The 14,797-nt window shown below is 38.3% G+C and carries 17 protein-coding genes; 1 reads left to right on the top strand and 16 read right to left on the bottom strand.

All coding sequences use genetic code 11. The features are described from left to right. Positions 1–52: 52 nt before the first annotated feature. The 8 genes from HMPREF1151_RS03580 to nth form a co-directional block, all read right to left on the bottom strand. On the bottom strand, positions 53–1,087 hold the full coding sequence (locus HMPREF1151_RS03580) for an L-threonylcarbamoyladenylate synthase (RefSeq protein ID WP_009661098.1): 1,035 nt from the start codon (positions 1,085–1,087) through the stop codon (positions 53–55). A gap of 4 nt (positions 1,088–1,091) precedes the next feature. Further along, positions 1,092–1,961, bottom strand: a complete 870-nt coding sequence (prmC, locus tag HMPREF1151_RS03575) for a peptide chain release factor N(5)-glutamine methyltransferase (protein ID WP_009661246.1) — start codon at positions 1,959–1,961, stop codon at positions 1,092–1,094. Then, positions 1,954–3,036, bottom strand: coding sequence for a peptide chain release factor 1 (gene prfA, locus HMPREF1151_RS03570; protein ID WP_009661037.1), 1,083 nt, complete (start codon positions 3,034–3,036; stop codon positions 1,954–1,956). The genes prmC and prfA overlap by 8 nt, the downstream gene beginning before the upstream one ends. Before the next feature lie 14 nt (positions 3,037–3,050). Next, positions 3,051–3,962, bottom strand: coding sequence for a DUF1385 domain-containing protein (locus tag HMPREF1151_RS03565; RefSeq protein ID WP_009661284.1), 912 nt, complete (start codon positions 3,960–3,962; stop codon positions 3,051–3,053). A gap of 57 nt (positions 3,963–4,019) precedes the next feature. After that, entirely contained in the window at positions 4,020–4,217 is a 198-nt protein-coding gene (gene rpmE / locus HMPREF1151_RS03560) for a 50S ribosomal protein L31 (protein WP_004696185.1), read from the bottom strand. Positions 4,218–4,290: 73 nt separating this feature from the next. Beyond that, on the bottom strand, positions 4,291–4,560 hold the full coding sequence (locus HMPREF1151_RS03555) for a YdbC family protein (RefSeq protein WP_005376370.1): 270 nt from the start codon (positions 4,558–4,560) through the stop codon (positions 4,291–4,293). Between the two features lie 102 nt (positions 4,561–4,662). Further along, complete coding sequence (locus tag HMPREF1151_RS03550) at positions 4,663–6,102, bottom strand: hypothetical protein (protein ID WP_005379260.1); 1,440 nt, start codon at positions 6,100–6,102, stop codon at positions 4,663–4,665. Between the two features lies 1 nt (position 6,103). Further along, positions 6,104–6,739, bottom strand: coding sequence for an endonuclease III (nth, locus tag HMPREF1151_RS03545; protein ID WP_009661077.1), 636 nt, complete (start codon positions 6,737–6,739; stop codon positions 6,104–6,106). A 123-nt stretch (positions 6,740–6,862) separates the two neighbouring features. Here nth and HMPREF1151_RS03540 point away from each other — a divergent pair, with 123 nt between their 5' ends. Continuing rightward, a complete protein-coding gene (locus HMPREF1151_RS03540; protein WP_005383607.1) occupies positions 6,863–7,132 on the top strand; it encodes a DUF896 domain-containing protein in 270 nt (89 codons plus the stop codon). A 46-nt stretch (positions 7,133–7,178) separates the two neighbouring features. Here HMPREF1151_RS03540 and HMPREF1151_RS03535 read toward each other — a convergent pair whose 3' ends face one another. From HMPREF1151_RS03535 to murC, 8 genes are all read right to left on the bottom strand, one after another. Beyond that, positions 7,179–8,426: an aminotransferase class I/II-fold pyridoxal phosphate-dependent enzyme gene (locus HMPREF1151_RS03535; protein ID WP_005376127.1), complete on the bottom strand. Its 1,248-nt coding sequence runs from the start codon at positions 8,424–8,426 to the stop codon at positions 7,179–7,181. A 156-nt stretch (positions 8,427–8,582) separates the two neighbouring features. Beyond that, positions 8,583–9,155: an outer membrane beta-barrel protein gene (locus tag HMPREF1151_RS03530; protein ID WP_005376108.1), complete on the bottom strand. Its 573-nt coding sequence runs from the start codon at positions 9,153–9,155 to the stop codon at positions 8,583–8,585. 81 nt (positions 9,156–9,236) lie between these two features. Then, positions 9,237–10,280 (bottom strand): cell division protein FtsZ, encoded by a 1,044-nt coding sequence (ftsZ, locus tag HMPREF1151_RS03525; RefSeq protein ID WP_005376299.1) that lies wholly within the window; start codon positions 10,278–10,280, stop codon positions 9,237–9,239. A 146-nt stretch (positions 10,281–10,426) separates the two neighbouring features. After that, the gene (locus HMPREF1151_RS03520; protein WP_005376145.1) at positions 10,427–10,771 is read right to left on the bottom strand and encodes a small basic family protein; all 345 of its coding nucleotides are present in this window, start codon (positions 10,769–10,771) and stop codon (positions 10,427–10,429) included. Further along, complete coding sequence (locus HMPREF1151_RS03515) at positions 10,768–11,448, bottom strand: DUF881 domain-containing protein (protein ID WP_009661052.1); 681 nt, start codon at positions 11,446–11,448, stop codon at positions 10,768–10,770. Before HMPREF1151_RS03515 ends, HMPREF1151_RS03520 begins: the two co-directional genes overlap by 4 nt. A 29-nt stretch (positions 11,449–11,477) precedes the next feature. Beyond that, positions 11,478–12,446, bottom strand: coding sequence for a cell division protein FtsQ/DivIB (locus HMPREF1151_RS03510; RefSeq protein ID WP_009661136.1), 969 nt, complete (start codon positions 12,444–12,446; stop codon positions 11,478–11,480). A gap of 27 nt (positions 12,447–12,473) precedes the next feature. Further along, positions 12,474–13,406, bottom strand: coding sequence for a D-alanine--D-alanine ligase (locus HMPREF1151_RS03505; protein WP_009661233.1), 933 nt, complete (start codon positions 13,404–13,406; stop codon positions 12,474–12,476). Further along, complete coding sequence (gene murC, locus HMPREF1151_RS03500; protein WP_009661099.1) at positions 13,403–14,785, bottom strand: UDP-N-acetylmuramate--L-alanine ligase; 1,383 nt, start codon at positions 14,783–14,785, stop codon at positions 13,403–13,405. The genes HMPREF1151_RS03505 and murC overlap by 4 nt, the downstream gene beginning before the upstream one ends. Positions 14,786–14,797: the final 12 nt, after the last annotated feature.

Below are 14,797 nucleotides of genomic sequence, written 5' to 3'. Positions count from 1 at the left end.
TGTAAAGACATTTTTCTATTATGAATGGACATAATAAATATTACCTAATTGCTTATAAATAGATAATATGACCAGCACACGCCTTTTCCATGCGATTCATAACCGCTACGCCGAGGCCTGTATTCTCAACACCTTCTGCTAAAATATAGTCTACATCACATTCATTAAAATGATGTAATGTCTTATAAAAATCGTGAGCTAAGGCAACCGCATCACCACTATGTCCATATACATGAAATTCACCGTGTACACTATCTTTTAACAAATCATATGTTTCTTGACTAACCAAAAATGCACCACGATTAGTGCCCTGTTCATGAATTACATTATTGAAAGCTTCTGCCACATCCTTGGGATTACCTATAAATGCACGCATAGGTGCATCGGGAGCATAATGCTTATACTTCATACCCGGAGCCTTTGGCGCTTCATTTTGAGACGACAAAAACGGATCATAAGACACATTATCTACAACTTGTTCTAACATTTCTTTTGTAATTCCACCGGGCCGTAAGATGGTCACTCCATCATCTCTCACCTCTACAACCGTTGATTCCACACCAATTGTACAGATTCCAGCATCCACAATATATGGGATACGTCCATTCATATCATCATAAACGGATTGTGCCGTAGTCGGGCTTGGACGGCCTGAAATATTAGCACTAGGCGCTGCGATTGGCACACCGGCCAATTCTAATATGTTACGGCATACAGCATGATCTGGACATCGTAATGCCACGCGAGCTAACCCACCAGTTGCACGGTCAGGCACGAGATCGGATTTAGGCAATGTAATTGTTAAAGGACCCGGCCAAAAAGCCTCAATCAAGGCCTTTGCTGTTTCAGGTATTTCTTTCACAAGCGGTTTAATGCTTTCCGCATTGGGTACATGTAATATCAATGGATTATCTGAAGGACGACCTTTAGCAGCATAGATTTTATCCATTGCATCTGCATCGAGGCCATTAGCACCAAGGCCATATACGGTTTCCGTAGGAATTGCTACAACATCACCATGACGCAACGCATGTGCAACTAATTGAAGATTATCTCTTGTAAGTTCGGTAATGATTTTAGTCTCCACATTCTCACCCCTTCACGCGAGCCGTCACAACTCGATTAATGCCCGCTAAATCTGCTGCAAAAGATATATCTACATAGGAGCCAACAGACTCCAGTAAAGATTTTACATCTTCAGCCTGATCATATCCTACCTCAAAGGCCACAAGTCCATACGGTTTAAGATATTTTACGCACTCCATAGCTAACTGACGATAAAAATCAAGGCCATCTTCACCACCAAATAATGCAATATGAGGCTCATTAAGTACATCAGGAGACAGGATTTTCTTATCCTCTAATCGAATATACGGCGGATTAGATACAATCACATCAAACAACTCATTATGATCTTCTAAATAAGAAAACATATCCGATTCGTGAAATTCGCTACGATTCTCTAGCTTAAATGCTTCTTGATTCTTTGTGGCTATTTCAAGTGCATCACGAGAAATATCAAGGCCCATCCCCGTTGCTGTAGGCAGATAATGCAAGAGGCTTAGTAAAATAGTACCAGGGCCCGTACACATATCAAGAATTCGAATAGAATCTTGTTGATGATACGTATGTAACACATATTCAACTAATGTTTCTGTATCGGGACGAGGAATGAGGACCTTATCATTTACAGCAAATGTCAATCCCATAAAGTCTTTTGTTCCCGTTAAAGATGCTACAGAATGTCCTTTAGCCCGTTCAATGACAAGCGGTCTAAATCTATCCAGCTCTTCTTGCTCTAATGGTTGATCATAATTCGTATATAGATATATACGATTCTTCCCTAAAACGTGAGAAAGCAGTACTTCCCCATCAAGACGAGGTGTATCCATCCCCTTGCTTTGAAAGTACTGCTCTGTCCACTGGAGAATACGACCAATCGTCCAAATCTCCTTATACATTTGTATTAGCCTCCTGCATTTTAGCTGCTTGATCAGCGGCATTTAAGGCTTGAATAATTTCATCGAGATCACCATTTAAAATGGCATCCAATTTATACAATGTTAAATTGATACGATGATCTGTTACACGACCTTGTGGATAGTTATAGGTACGAATACGTTCACTACGATCACCGGTACCAACTTGGCTCTTGCGGTCTGCGGCCATGCTAGCTGTAGCCTCTTGTTCGGCTTTATCTTGCAATTTTGCACGCAATACGCGCATCGCTTTTTCTCTGTTTTGTAGCTGAGAACGTTGATCCTGACAAGCTACGACAATACCTGTTGGTAAGTGGGTAATACGGACAGCAGATTCCGTTTTATTAATATGCTGACCACCGGCACCACTGGCGCGATATGTATCGATTTTCAAATCCTTATCATTGATTTCAATATCAACATCTTCCATTTCAGGAAGTACTGCCACAGTAACCGTAGATGTATGTACACGGCCTTGTGTTTCTGTAGCTGGAACCCGTTGTACACGATGTACACCAGATTCAAATTTCATCTTGGAATATACATTCTCACCATCTACAGAGAATACAACCTCTTTAAAACCGCCTAGTTCAGGTTCATTAGCATCGATAATTTCACAACGCCACCCTTGGCTTTCAGCATATTTTGTATACATACGGAATAAGTCGCCTGCGAACAATGCCGCTTCATCACCACCAGCGCCACCGCGAATTTCGATGATAATATTTTTATCATCGTTAGGGTCTTTTGGTAATAAAAGAATTTGTAATTTTTCTTCTAATTCCTCTTTTTGAGGTTTTAATTCTTTCAATTCTTCTTGAGCCATTTCACGGAATTCTTCATCCATCGATTTGTCTTCAATGACTTCCATGGCTTCATCAATACCAGCTAACACCTTTTTATATTCTCTAAAAGCTTCTACAGTTTCAGATAATTGGGCATGTTGACGTGTTAGTTTACGCCATTCATCTTGACGCGCAATGACTTCAGGGTCACTGATGCGTTGCTCTAGATCCATAAATTTATCTTCAATAACTTGTAATTTATCTACTAACATATATAACCTCAATCTTAATATGTTTCATCTTCATAAGCATCTTCTTCTGGAGGACGTACCTCTTCTAGAGCACGAATAGCCACTTCGATTTGATCTGCTTCTGGTTCACGGGTCGTCATATATTGCAACGCCAAGCCCGGTTTAACGAGAGATTTTACAAAGGAGCTTTCACTACGTCCTGCAAAACGAATAAATTCATAGGCAATACCTGCTACGACGGGCATCAGTAAAACACGTGACACAATGCGCTCTAGCAAGTTAGGCCAACCTAAAAAGGCAAATACAAATATACTAACTACCATTACAATGAGTAGAAAATTAGTCCCGCATCTCGGATGTAAACGAGATTGAGCACGCACATTTTCTACGGTCAAAGGTAGATCATTTTCATAAGCATGAATGGTTTTATGCTCTGCTCCATGGTATTGGAATACACGTTGTATATCCTTGGTTTGACCAATACCCCATATATATAGCAAAAACAAAGCCAATCGAATAGCACCTTCAACAAGGTTCAAAATAAAGTGATTATCTTGAATACCAGGAATAAATTTAACTACAAATGTAGGAAGGGCTACAAATAAAGCGATTGCAAATAGTGTGGAAAATACCATGGTAATGGCAATTTCACTATTCGACATTTCTTCCTCTTCATCACCAGCCGCTTTCGCAGAGAAGGACAAGGCCTTCATACCGATAACAAGAGATTCATATAAGGCAACACAGCCTCGTAAAAAAGGTTTCTTTAATATAGGATATCGCTCTTGAATGGACGTGGTGGCTTCCTTTTGCACCACGATAGAACCGGAAGGCTCACGTACAGCTGTCGCCGTATATCCTGGGCCACGCATCATGACGCCTTCAATGACAGCTTGTCCACCAACGAACTTCTTAATACGTTCTTTTGCCAAAGGATTTCCTTTCATAAACAAATAGAGGCAGAGCCCAAAGCCCTGCCAATAGTTGTTTCGCTACATAAACTATTATTTACCGTAACGTTTGTTAAATTGTTCGATACGACCACGAGCTTGAGCCGCACGTTGTTGACCAGTGAAGAACGGATGGCATTTGGAGCAAACGTCTACACGAAGGTCTTCTTTTACAGAGCCAGTTTTGAATGTGTTACCACAACCGCAAGTAACTGTAGCTTCTTTATAGTCTGGATGAATACCTTGTTTCATTCTATACACCTCTTTCCAGCAATCAATATTATTCTTATAGATTATAGCACGATAATGCGTACAAATCAAGAAACTACTCTTTAGAAGCCTGTTTTTCTTCAATTGCTTCCGCTAAGATAGTTTCTAAATCACTTTCATTCAAAAGATCGCGTAATGCAATCAATTCTTCCAAGGAAAGAGTAATCCCTTTTTTCATACTTGTATATTCGCTATCCCAAGCACGAAGATCAAATTTAGGATTATATTTCCCCCAGCTTGTGCATGTAAGTTGTTTTTTCCAGCCATCTTTATCTTCTGATAATGTGCCGATAACTTTGAAAATTTCGAAATTAATAACAGCCATTGTTACCTCCCTCCTCACCTAATTACAGTGTACACTATGTGTCAAATTATGTAGTTCTAAATCGATACGATATATTGTAAACCAAATTACCTATATTGACAATTATTTTTTATAGTCACTGTAGTCTTCAATATCGATGGATGTCGTCGGAGGCATTACGTCAGCACCCAAAGAATTCATATTTTCTTGCCATGATGCTCGTGCAGATTTGATAGTCTCTTTATACGCTTCATCAATATTTTTGGCCGCATTAACTAGTAGCGATTCATCATTTACATCGAGTACACGGCGACGTACACTGCTAAGCATATAGCCGAAGGATTCTTCTGTTTGAACGAGCATAGAAATCTCTTGCATTAAGGTTTGCCCAATTGTGCTAGAAAAATATGTATACCACATATATGCCAATTCTACATCAGGGAACATCCAATATACACCCGTACTAGGTGCTTCTGTACCCATAGACACCTCTACATGGTCACTATAGCGGGTAAAAGCTAAGTAATACGCTCCATTTTCACGAAGTGCCGCACGTCCTAGTTCTGAAACACGACTATCTATACAATAAATGCCATCCTGACCTAAAGCTACATCAGTTTGACCGCCAGGCAATAAAATAGAGCGTAAAGACAAACCGTAGTTTAATACAGTAAATACCGGTAATTGAGCAAAGACGCCATGAGGCAATGGAATATAATTAATAGCTTTCCAGTCATCACCAACTCGTTCACGAAGGCCTACACGCATCTTTTTAACATCATATTTACCATAAATGATTTCATAAGCCCCAAGGGGAGTCCATTCACGAATAGATTCAACACGTTTTTGGTTCAAAAAGAATTGTAATGCCATATTATTCAATCCCAATTGATTTTGTGCCATCGTTGCTGGTAAGAACAATTGAGCAGTCCCTTCTGGAACCAAATTATGCAAACCATTAGCTACCTCTTCTACAATATCTTCAGAGGATTGGAACATACCAACCGTACCTGTAAAGATATGGTCAAAATAGCTACGATGAGGCCATTGATTAATAATCTGAGCCATTGGATACAATCGAGAGATAATGCTATAGCATACAGGAGATGCTGTATAGAGGACAACCTTTTTATCCTCATAAGATTGTAAAATTTCATCTATCATGCCAGCGTATTCTTCTACATACGCATATAAGACGAGCTCTCCTGTTTTACTATGACTTTCTATACTTTCACGAACAGGCGTTTCCCATATAGTTCCTACGTCAAGACCATCTAGAATTCCAGTATCACTAATAAAATCAAAGAGTTCTACCGTAAATGAAGGGCCGTACAATGCACGAAATGTATTTACATCATATGGAATAGGTCCAAAGGATTCCACCGTAGATTTCTCAGCTAATCCATATAAGTCCTCTGGTGTAACACCCCATTCACGAGAATTCGCATTGCTAGAAAGCAATTGATCTAATACTTTAAAACGCATTAATTCGTTGACGATATCAATACCTTCTATGCCATATTGAGCACAAAGGGCAATTAGTTCTTCATTATTCTTTTTCATATTAAACCTTTCCTGCTGACGGACAAAGATGATGTAAAAAACAAGTTTCACATAGAGGCTTACGAGCTTTACAAACACGTCGTCCATGATAAATCAGCCAATGATGAGCTGCAGACCACTTCTCTTTTGGTATAGCCTTTTGCAATTTTTGTTCCATTTCTTCTGGCGTCTTTGCAATACCTAATTTCAATCGGTTTGCTACACGGAACACATGTGTATCCACCGCAATAGCTGGTGTTCCAAATAATACGGATACCACAACGTTTGCCGTTTTTCGACCTACACCGGGTAATTCAACGAGCTGATCAAATTCACGTGGCACTTCTCCATGATATTGTTCTACCAATATATGACAAGTGGCAATCAAATTCTTCGCCTTCGATTTATACAAACCACAATCCTTGATAAGAGCTTCTAGTTTTGTAACACCAACCTCTAGCATCTTAGCCGGATGATTTAATGCAGGGAACAATCGTTTTGTAACAATGTTAACCCTCTCATCTGTGCACTGTGCAGATAACACAACAGCGACTAATAATTCAAATTCATTTGTGTATTCAAGAGCAGGTTTAGCATCAAAATAATGCTCTTCTAATAATGCTAATTGTTCTGCTTTAATTGCTTTCGTAACACGCACGATAAACTCCTTTCTCACCTGTGAAAGTACGAACTCGTACAATTTATATCTTACCATACGTATTCATTAAGTTCTATGTTATAATAAATTATGTTATTCTAATATAGAATACAGGAGGCAATTATGACCAATATTAACGATACATTAAAACGTATAAATGAACTAGCAGCTAAGAAAAAATCAGGTCAAGAACTAACACCTGAAGAATTAGCCGAAAAGAAAGAACTATATAACATCTATTTAGGCTTTATTAAAGGACAAATCACAGACACCTTAGATCGCGTTGAATTTGTTGATCCTAAAACAGGTGAACGAACAGCACCTAAAAAAGCGCTTGAAAACTTAGCGTTAGAGGCAGATAAAGAAATTAAAGAACGTAAGGACATTCACTAACACTAAAAGGCACTTCAATTTGAAGTGCCTTTTTAAATTCATTTCTTTATAATTTGCCTAATCGTTTCATTGCATCATAGATTTTTCCAGCTAATCCCTTCATTTGGAATTTAGGAATACCACATGCAGCGATACGAATACCATTGCCTAACGCAATGCAATAAATATGTTCTTTTTTTAGTTCTTCACAAATAGCGGTACCAGAATCAGTTGGTATAGTAATAAAGAAACCACCTCGATATGGCAACATAGGTAAGCCCACTTGTGCTGCCTCTTGTTTAAAGATATCTGCACGATCGCGAATCAATTGATAGTAACAATTACGTTCGTCCTCATAAGCCTTAAATTTATCAGGGTCAGAAACGATATTCGCCATAGCGCGCATTGCTGGACGACAAATATTAGACCAGGTTGCACGACTAGTCGATTTATTCACTTCTAAGAATTCATCGGCGATTTCTTCATCAGAAGAAATACCAATCATAGCGCCAACACGTTGACCATACATTGTAAAGCCCTTAGATAAGCTATAACATACACAAACTAGGATTTCCTTTGGTAAGTGCCCCATCTTTTTAAAGAATGCGCGGACTTCTTCTTTTTCACCAGAATAATCCAAATAAGCCACATCGATACCAATGATGACGTTATTGCGACCAATAGCAACTAATTCTTTCAAGAAACTAAGAATAGAATCCCAGTCCTTATCCTCTACAGAATATCCTGTAGGATTATTACCTGGTGTATTAAATAAGATAACAACATTTGTTTGTTTAGCAGCTAATTCCTTAACACGATGTTGGAATGCATCATGATTAAAGTTATTATGTTCATCAAATAAAGAGTATGTAACAAGTGTACGTCCATTATCACTACAAATAATACGATATGCACCCCAGTACCAATCTGCAGTTAATACTTCATCTCCAGGTTCAGTATAGTTATGTACCAAATGATGAATACCACCTGTACCACCAGTGGTTGCGATGCTACGAATAAAGCCATCAGGACGAGAGTCACCAAAGCATTCTTTTTCAGCACATTCCAAATATTGTGGAATCCCTGCAATAGGGGCATATCCAATATGTTCGGTGTCAGATAAATTTAAATATTCTTCTTTTACAGTTTTTAAGAATACTAAATTACCTTCTTCATCATAAATAGCACCCAAAGTACCATTTACTACATTTTCACGACCATTTAATTTTGTATCTTCTGCCGCCTGTCCTGCAGTTACAAAGATTACATCTTTTAATTTTTTTCCTCTTGCGTGTTTCGCTGCTACACTTGTCATCGCATACACCATCCTAACTAAAAAGAACTATTACAACAATATCATACCTAAAGTTAAGCATTTATACAATGAGTATTCATGAAAAATATTGTATACATGAGTGAATACAAAAAACCACCCATCAAAGATGAGTGGTTTCAATTGCATATATGACGATTAGAATGTATAACCTACACCAGCATGTAAGCCTTTGGAAGTCTTGTCATTATCGTTTACGCTATATTTGTCATAACCATAATAAACATTCAAATCAATGTTAGGTTTAACTTCATATTGAGCACCTACTTGATAGGATTGTTTAATATCGTTGCCCCAACCAGCTTTAGCAAAGCCATTCACTTTGTCAGTCAAAGGCACGTGACCAATTACACCAGCTTGAACACCTAACTCAGTGTCATGTGTACGGATAGCTGTACCAGCACCGTAAATATTTACATTAGGATGTACTTTGTAAACATAAGCCAATTGGTGATCTTTAATATCGCCATTTTTAGCATTTACTTTGTTATAAGAGTATTGAAGAGCAGATTTATTGCTTAAATCATGTTCTAAAGATACACCAAAGCCATCATTGTTAGTGCCACCGCTATTAGATACGCGTTGATTGAACGCATAATCAGCTTGAATTTTTGTGGAATTATCACTGATTTTAGTTACAGGCACGGATGCAGCGAATGCACTGCCAGTAATCACTGTTGCAGCTAAAGATAATAATACTAATTTTTTCATTTGTACCTCCTATACACACATAGATATGTGTCTTAATAAGTTACTTTTATTCTAATATTGTATAAGTATATATATTAAATATTAGCGTTTCATGAATACAGGGATATCAGGGATGCTGCTTGTAGGAGCAGATGTGTTTGTTGCTGGACGTGCAGCAGTTGTTGTTTTACCGAATTCTGGAACATTCTTAGTACTGGAGTTAAAACCAGTTGCAACAACTGTAACTTGAACGCTATCGCCTAAGCTTTCATCAATAACAGAACCGAAGATGATATTTGCATCAGGATCTGCTGCATCAGAAATAATTTCAGCTGCTTCGTTAATTTCGAACAAGCTCAAGTTTGCACTACCGGAAATATTAAGCAAGATGCCTTTAGCACCATCGATGGAAGTTTCCAACAATGGGCTGTTGATAGCCATCTTAGCAGCGTCTGCAGCGCGGTTTTCACCAGTAGCTAAACCAATACCCATCAAAGCTTCGCCTTGTTCAGTCATGATAGTCTTAACGTCTGCAAAGTCAAGGTTGATTAAACCAGGAATTTGGATCAAATCGGAAATGCCTTTGATACCTTGGCGAAGAACATCATCAGCTTTACCAAATGCATCAGACAAGGAGCATTTTTTATCTACAACTTGTAACAATTTGTCATTAGGAATAACGATAATTGTATCAACTTTTTGAGTCAAGAATTCAATGCCTTTTTCTGCTGCAGCACGACGACGTTTACCTTCAAATGCAAAAGGTTTTGTTACAACGCCTACAGTCAATGCGCCTACTTCTTTAGCGCATTCAGCAACTACAGGAGCAGCACCAGTACCTGTACCACCACCCATACCAGCAGTTACGAATACCATATCAGCACCTTCAAGAGCTTTAATGATATCTTCGCGACTTTCTTGAGCAGCTGCTTCACCGATTTGTGGATTAGCACCAGCACCAAGACCTTTAGTAACTTTTTCACCGATTTGAATAGTTACATCAGCCTTGGACAATTCAAGTACTTGGCTTTCAGTGTTAACGGATAAGAATTGAACCCCATTTAGTTCACTTTCAACCATGCGGTTAACAGCGTTATTACCGCCACCACCGACACCGATAACTTTAATATTTGCAAAATCAGACATCGAACTTCCTCCTCTTATCGTTATCTATTTCTGTCAATATAAATACGAATACATCTATTTATATACTGAGTTAATTATAACAATTACATTTATTTTACACTAAAATTTAAAAACTTTCCACTACAACTATAATCGAATCTTGATAATTAGAAACGTTTAGTCATAATGTTCTTTCGAATAGCAGCTAAATTAATAAAAACTCGTAACCCAAAACCAATCAAGGCAACGTAGTATAAATTAATCCCAATTAAATCGCCAATATATACTAATACAACAGCAAGTATTACATTTGAGAAGAATCCACTGATAAAATTACTTAAATCAAATAGTCTCTCTAATGCGGCACGACTGCCACCAAATACCGCATCTAATGCAGCTAGCACAGCTACAGAAGTATAATTAGCATAGCTTGCTGGAATATGTAATGGTGTAAACCATCCTACCACAACACCTACTATGAGTCCAATGATAGCAAAGATATAAATATTCATTCTTTACCTCCTAACTCATTTGATTGTAAATGCTCTTCTCTATAAGAACCGGTAAATGCCGGAATGGCAATGGATGGCTCCTCTTTTATGGTCACCTTAATGCCCCAATGTTTTAAAGAGTCTACAATACCTCCACGCATAGTGAGGGCTGAATTCAATGTTTTAGGATCCCCTATGGCCTTAACTGTAAATGGAGCGCCATACACCTTACCATTCACGGTAATCGTAGGACCTGAACAACGGATTTCAGATGTACCAATCAAACGTTGATCATTGATTGCCAATGCTTCAGCACCACCAGCTCGTAATTCATTGACGATACGTAAAATATCTTCATCATGAATTACATATAGGTTAGGATTTTCGCCCCCTTGAATTGGTTTAGTACTATCCTCTATTAGAACGGTCACCCCAGGTCCTTTGACATTAGTCAATGCGGCTTTGCGAAGTAATGTTTCATCTGCACTAGAACCAGAACCACTGGCTTTTAATTGCTCAATTTGCTTTAGTAAAGCATCCTTTTCATGTTCTGCATCTTTTAACTGAGCCACCAAATCACCAGTTCGTTGTAGCCGTATATTCTCTTGAATATTATCTTGTGTCATCTTGTACTGAGTAATGACCATGAATCCCAATACAAAGCTGACAAGACCAATAGCCCATCGTTCGTGTTTCACAACATCATCCACCCTTTTTGTGCTTATAATTAATCTTGTTTTGATTTTGATACATTAGCACTTTGTTTTGATGTATCTTTTTTCTCAGATTGGCTAGTGTCTGACTTAGATTTATTAGATTTTGGTTGCACCGTTACCTTATCAGTTTTAATGAAAGGAGATGACGGATTAACATCTATATATTGAACATTACCTTGACTCTTAGGTAAATCTTTTAGCATAGACGCTGTTAAATCAGCTTTGCTTTTCAAATCTTCGCCATCGCCTAGTCGAATCTGTATACCTGATACGGTATACGCCATCATATTATTAGGATCACCAATATTAATTTCTGCAATTTGCTTAAATGTATCATCATCTAAAGCACGCAGATAATCAAGAGCCTGTACAATCGGCTTATCGGTAACCATATCACCTAGCAGTATATTACCACCCTTAACACCAGAAATCATAGGCACCGTCGTGTCTTCAATGACACTATCAGATGCAATCACTTGCCCATTCTTATCCAAGGTTAAATACCCAAATTGAGCTGGTATCACAGCAATAGCCTTACGCTCGACTACACGAACCACCATTGTTAACGGCAATTCGTAACCAATTTGAGCGTCTTCAATACGAAGATCCTTTGATAATCGATGTCGCAAGTTTTCTCTATTGATACGAAGTACATTGACTGGTTCCCCAATATCACCAGCAACCTCTACATCCTGTACAGTAACCTTATCAGATCCAATAACTTTAATAGAACCAAGCGGAATAGGTAGATTAAATAAGCCTAACAACACTATGGCTACAACACCACCTATTTTTAGAAATTTCTTTCTAACCTCCGCTTTCTCTTGTTTACGTTTACGAGCTAATTCACGCTCACTGTTATGTATTGAATCTCCATCATCCTTGTGGATTGGCTCAGTCTCAGGATGAAGAAAGTCGGGTCTATGATGCTCCGTATCTATCTGATTTGAGTTGGGTGGATGTTGCTTAAAATCATCCATAACTACTCTCCTTACATACTACAGCATTTAAAACTTCCCATAACCTGCTGTTAATAAGATTTTTTCACATAATTCAGGAAAATCTATGCCCACCTCTTTAGCAGCCTTTGGCACCAAAGAAGTAGCCGTCATACCTGGAATAGTATTGTATTCCAATACATACATATTATCTTTATCATCAGTCATGACATCAACACGAATTGCCCCACTCGCTTGTACTTCACGATATACAAGTTCACCAATAGCTTGCATCTCTTTTGTCATATCTGCACTGATTGGAGCCGGTACTAAATAATCAGTAGCACCTGCTGTATATTTACTAGCGTAATCATATTCACCAGAATGTGGTCTAATTTCAATGATAGCCAATGCCTTACCATCCAATACAGAAACGGTAAATTCACGACCATTTAAATATTGTTCCACCACAAGAATTGGGTCATAGGTAAGCGCCTCTGTAACAGCCTTAGCCAATTGATCTTCTTCTTTTACAATGGTAACGCCAATACTTGAACCTTGTGTTGCTGGTTTCAATACAACCGGCAAGGAGAATTTAGATTCAATATCTTTAATGATATCTTCTTTAGACTGTAAATTACCATTGTAAGAAATAGATTCAGCCGTAGGAATGTGAGCACCTTTAAATACATCTTTACTTACTTTTTTATTCATTCCTACAGAATGTGCCATGATACCGGATCCAGTATATGGAATTTCAGCCATTTCTAATGCACCTTGCAAGGCACCATCTTCACCATAACGTCCGTGAATCGCATTAAATACAACATCGCCCTTAAGGTTTTCAATGTCTTGTAATACAGTACGAGGATTTAGTTCTAATGTGGAAACGTGATACCCCTTGCTAATCAAAGCCTCTGCGATGGCTGCGCCAGTTCTACGAGATACTTCAGCCTCAGCAGATGGACCACCCATTAATACGATGATATGTTTATCTTTCATTGTAAACCTTCTTCCAATAACGCTAATAACTTTGGACCATATTGATTAATCGAACCTGCCCCCATAGTAATAACCAAATCATTTGGTCGTACCACCTTCGCAAGGACTGCTGGCAAATCATTTACATTTTCCACATAATTTACATGTTGATGCGTTACTTCACTAATAATATTCGGAATTGTATGACCATCAATGCCGCTAATTGGATCTTCTCCAGAGCTGTATATATCTGTCATATAAATTTCGTCTGCACTGGTGAAAGCCGTAGCAAACTCGTCTTTCAATAAGGATGTACGAGAATAGCGATGAGGTTGGAACACACAGATAACACGGTGTTTTTCTAATTCCTTAGCGGCTTTTAAAGTTGCTTTGATTTCTGTTGGATGATGAGCATAATCATCGACTACCCATACACCAGCTACGTGGCCCTTTGTTTCAAAACGACGTTTAGCGCCGATAAATTTACCTAATGCTTTCACAATGGATGGAACCGGAACGTGACAACATTCGTGGGCCACAATAAAAGATGCTAAAGAATTTAGCACATTATGATTACCTGGCACACGTAAGGACACTCTGCTCAATGTTTCACCTTTACGAACTACATCGTAAACTAAAGAACTATCTTCATAGTGGATATTTTTTGCTACATAATCATTAGACTCTTCTAAACCATATGTGATAAATTGACGTTCCACTTTACTCATAACATAACGAATGTTATCATTGTCGCCGCAAACAACTGCTTTACCATCAACAGGTAATGTTTCAACGAATTGACAGAATGCATTCAATAGATTTTCCATCGTCTTATAATGATCCATATGATCATCTTCGATGTTCGTAATAACAATCGTCTTAGGTCTTAATTTTAAGAATGAACCATCACTTTCATCGGCTTCAACAACAGAGTATTCACCCTTACCTAAACAACTACTCCCCTTGAGGTAATCAACTTCGCCACCGATAATAACAGTTGGTTCCATTTGTCCTTCTACGAGAATTTGACCAATCATTGATGTAGTAGATGTTTTACCATGAGCACCGGCTACGGCAATGCCATTTGTAACATCCAATACGGCTTTTACAATGTCAGAGCGATGTAAAATAGTGATACCTTGTTCCTTTGCTGCTACGATTTCCGGATTATCTTCACGAATAGCTGTGGAACGAACTACAGCATCTACACCTTGTACATAATCAGCATTATGACCGATATGAACGGTAGCCCCCATTTTTCTAAAACGTTCAATTACATCAGATTCTTTAACATCAGAACCAGATACTTCATATCCTTTTTGAATTAAAATATTCGCAATAGCGCGCATACCAGATCCACCTATACCGATGAGATGAATCTTATGGATACCTTCTAACATAATTACTCTCCT

Origin of the sequence: Veillonella sp. ACP1 (genome assembly GCF_000286635.1) — a bacterium.
Classification (GTDB): Bacteria; Bacillota; Negativicutes; order Veillonellales; family Veillonellaceae; genus Veillonella; species Veillonella atypica.
The sequence above is the reverse complement of the archived record's forward strand: the minus strand, read 5'-3'. Positions and strand labels throughout refer to the sequence as shown.

Excerpts from the sequence above, each read along its gene's own strand:
- HMPREF1151_RS03505 (WP_009661233.1), bottom strand. The coding sequence starts at position 13,406 with ATGAAAGATAAACATATCATCGTATTAATGGGTGGTCCATCTGCTGAG.
- HMPREF1151_RS03550 (WP_005379260.1), bottom strand. The coding sequence starts at position 6,102 with ATGAAAAAGAATAATGAAGAACTAATTGCCCTTTGTGCTCAATATGGC.
- HMPREF1151_RS03540 (WP_005383607.1), top strand. The coding sequence starts at position 6,863 with ATGACCAATATTAACGATACATTAAAACGTATAAATGAACTAGCAGCT.
- HMPREF1151_RS03520 (WP_005376145.1), bottom strand. The coding sequence starts at position 10,771 with ATGAATATTTATATCTTTGCTATCATTGGACTCATAGTAGGTGTTGTG.
- HMPREF1151_RS03565 (WP_009661284.1), bottom strand. The coding sequence starts at position 3,962 with ATGAAAGGAAATCCTTTGGCAAAAGAACGTATTAAGAAGTTCGTTGGT.
- HMPREF1151_RS03555 (WP_005376370.1), bottom strand. The coding sequence starts at position 4,560 with ATGGCTGTTATTAATTTCGAAATTTTCAAAGTTATCGGCACATTATCA.
- HMPREF1151_RS03530 (WP_005376108.1), bottom strand. The coding sequence starts at position 9,155 with ATGAAAAAATTAGTATTATTATCTTTAGCTGCAACAGTGATTACTGGC.
- prfA (WP_009661037.1), bottom strand. The coding sequence starts at position 3,036 with ATGTTAGTAGATAAATTACAAGTTATTGAAGATAAATTTATGGATCTA.
- prmC (WP_009661246.1), bottom strand. The coding sequence starts at position 1,961 with ATGTATAAGGAGATTTGGACGATTGGTCGTATTCTCCAGTGGACAGAG.
- rpmE (WP_004696185.1), bottom strand. The coding sequence starts at position 4,217 with ATGAAACAAGGTATTCATCCAGACTATAAAGAAGCTACAGTTACTTGC.
- ftsZ (WP_005376299.1), bottom strand. The coding sequence starts at position 10,280 with ATGTCTGATTTTGCAAATATTAAAGTTATCGGTGTCGGTGGTGGCGGT.
- HMPREF1151_RS03510 (WP_009661136.1), bottom strand. The coding sequence starts at position 12,446 with ATGGATGATTTTAAGCAACATCCACCCAACTCAAATCAGATAGATACG.
- HMPREF1151_RS03535 (WP_005376127.1), bottom strand. The coding sequence starts at position 8,426 with ATGACAAGTGTAGCAGCGAAACACGCAAGAGGAAAAAAATTAAAAGAT.
- murC (WP_009661099.1), bottom strand. The coding sequence starts at position 14,785 with ATGTTAGAAGGTATCCATAAGATTCATCTCATCGGTATAGGTGGATCT.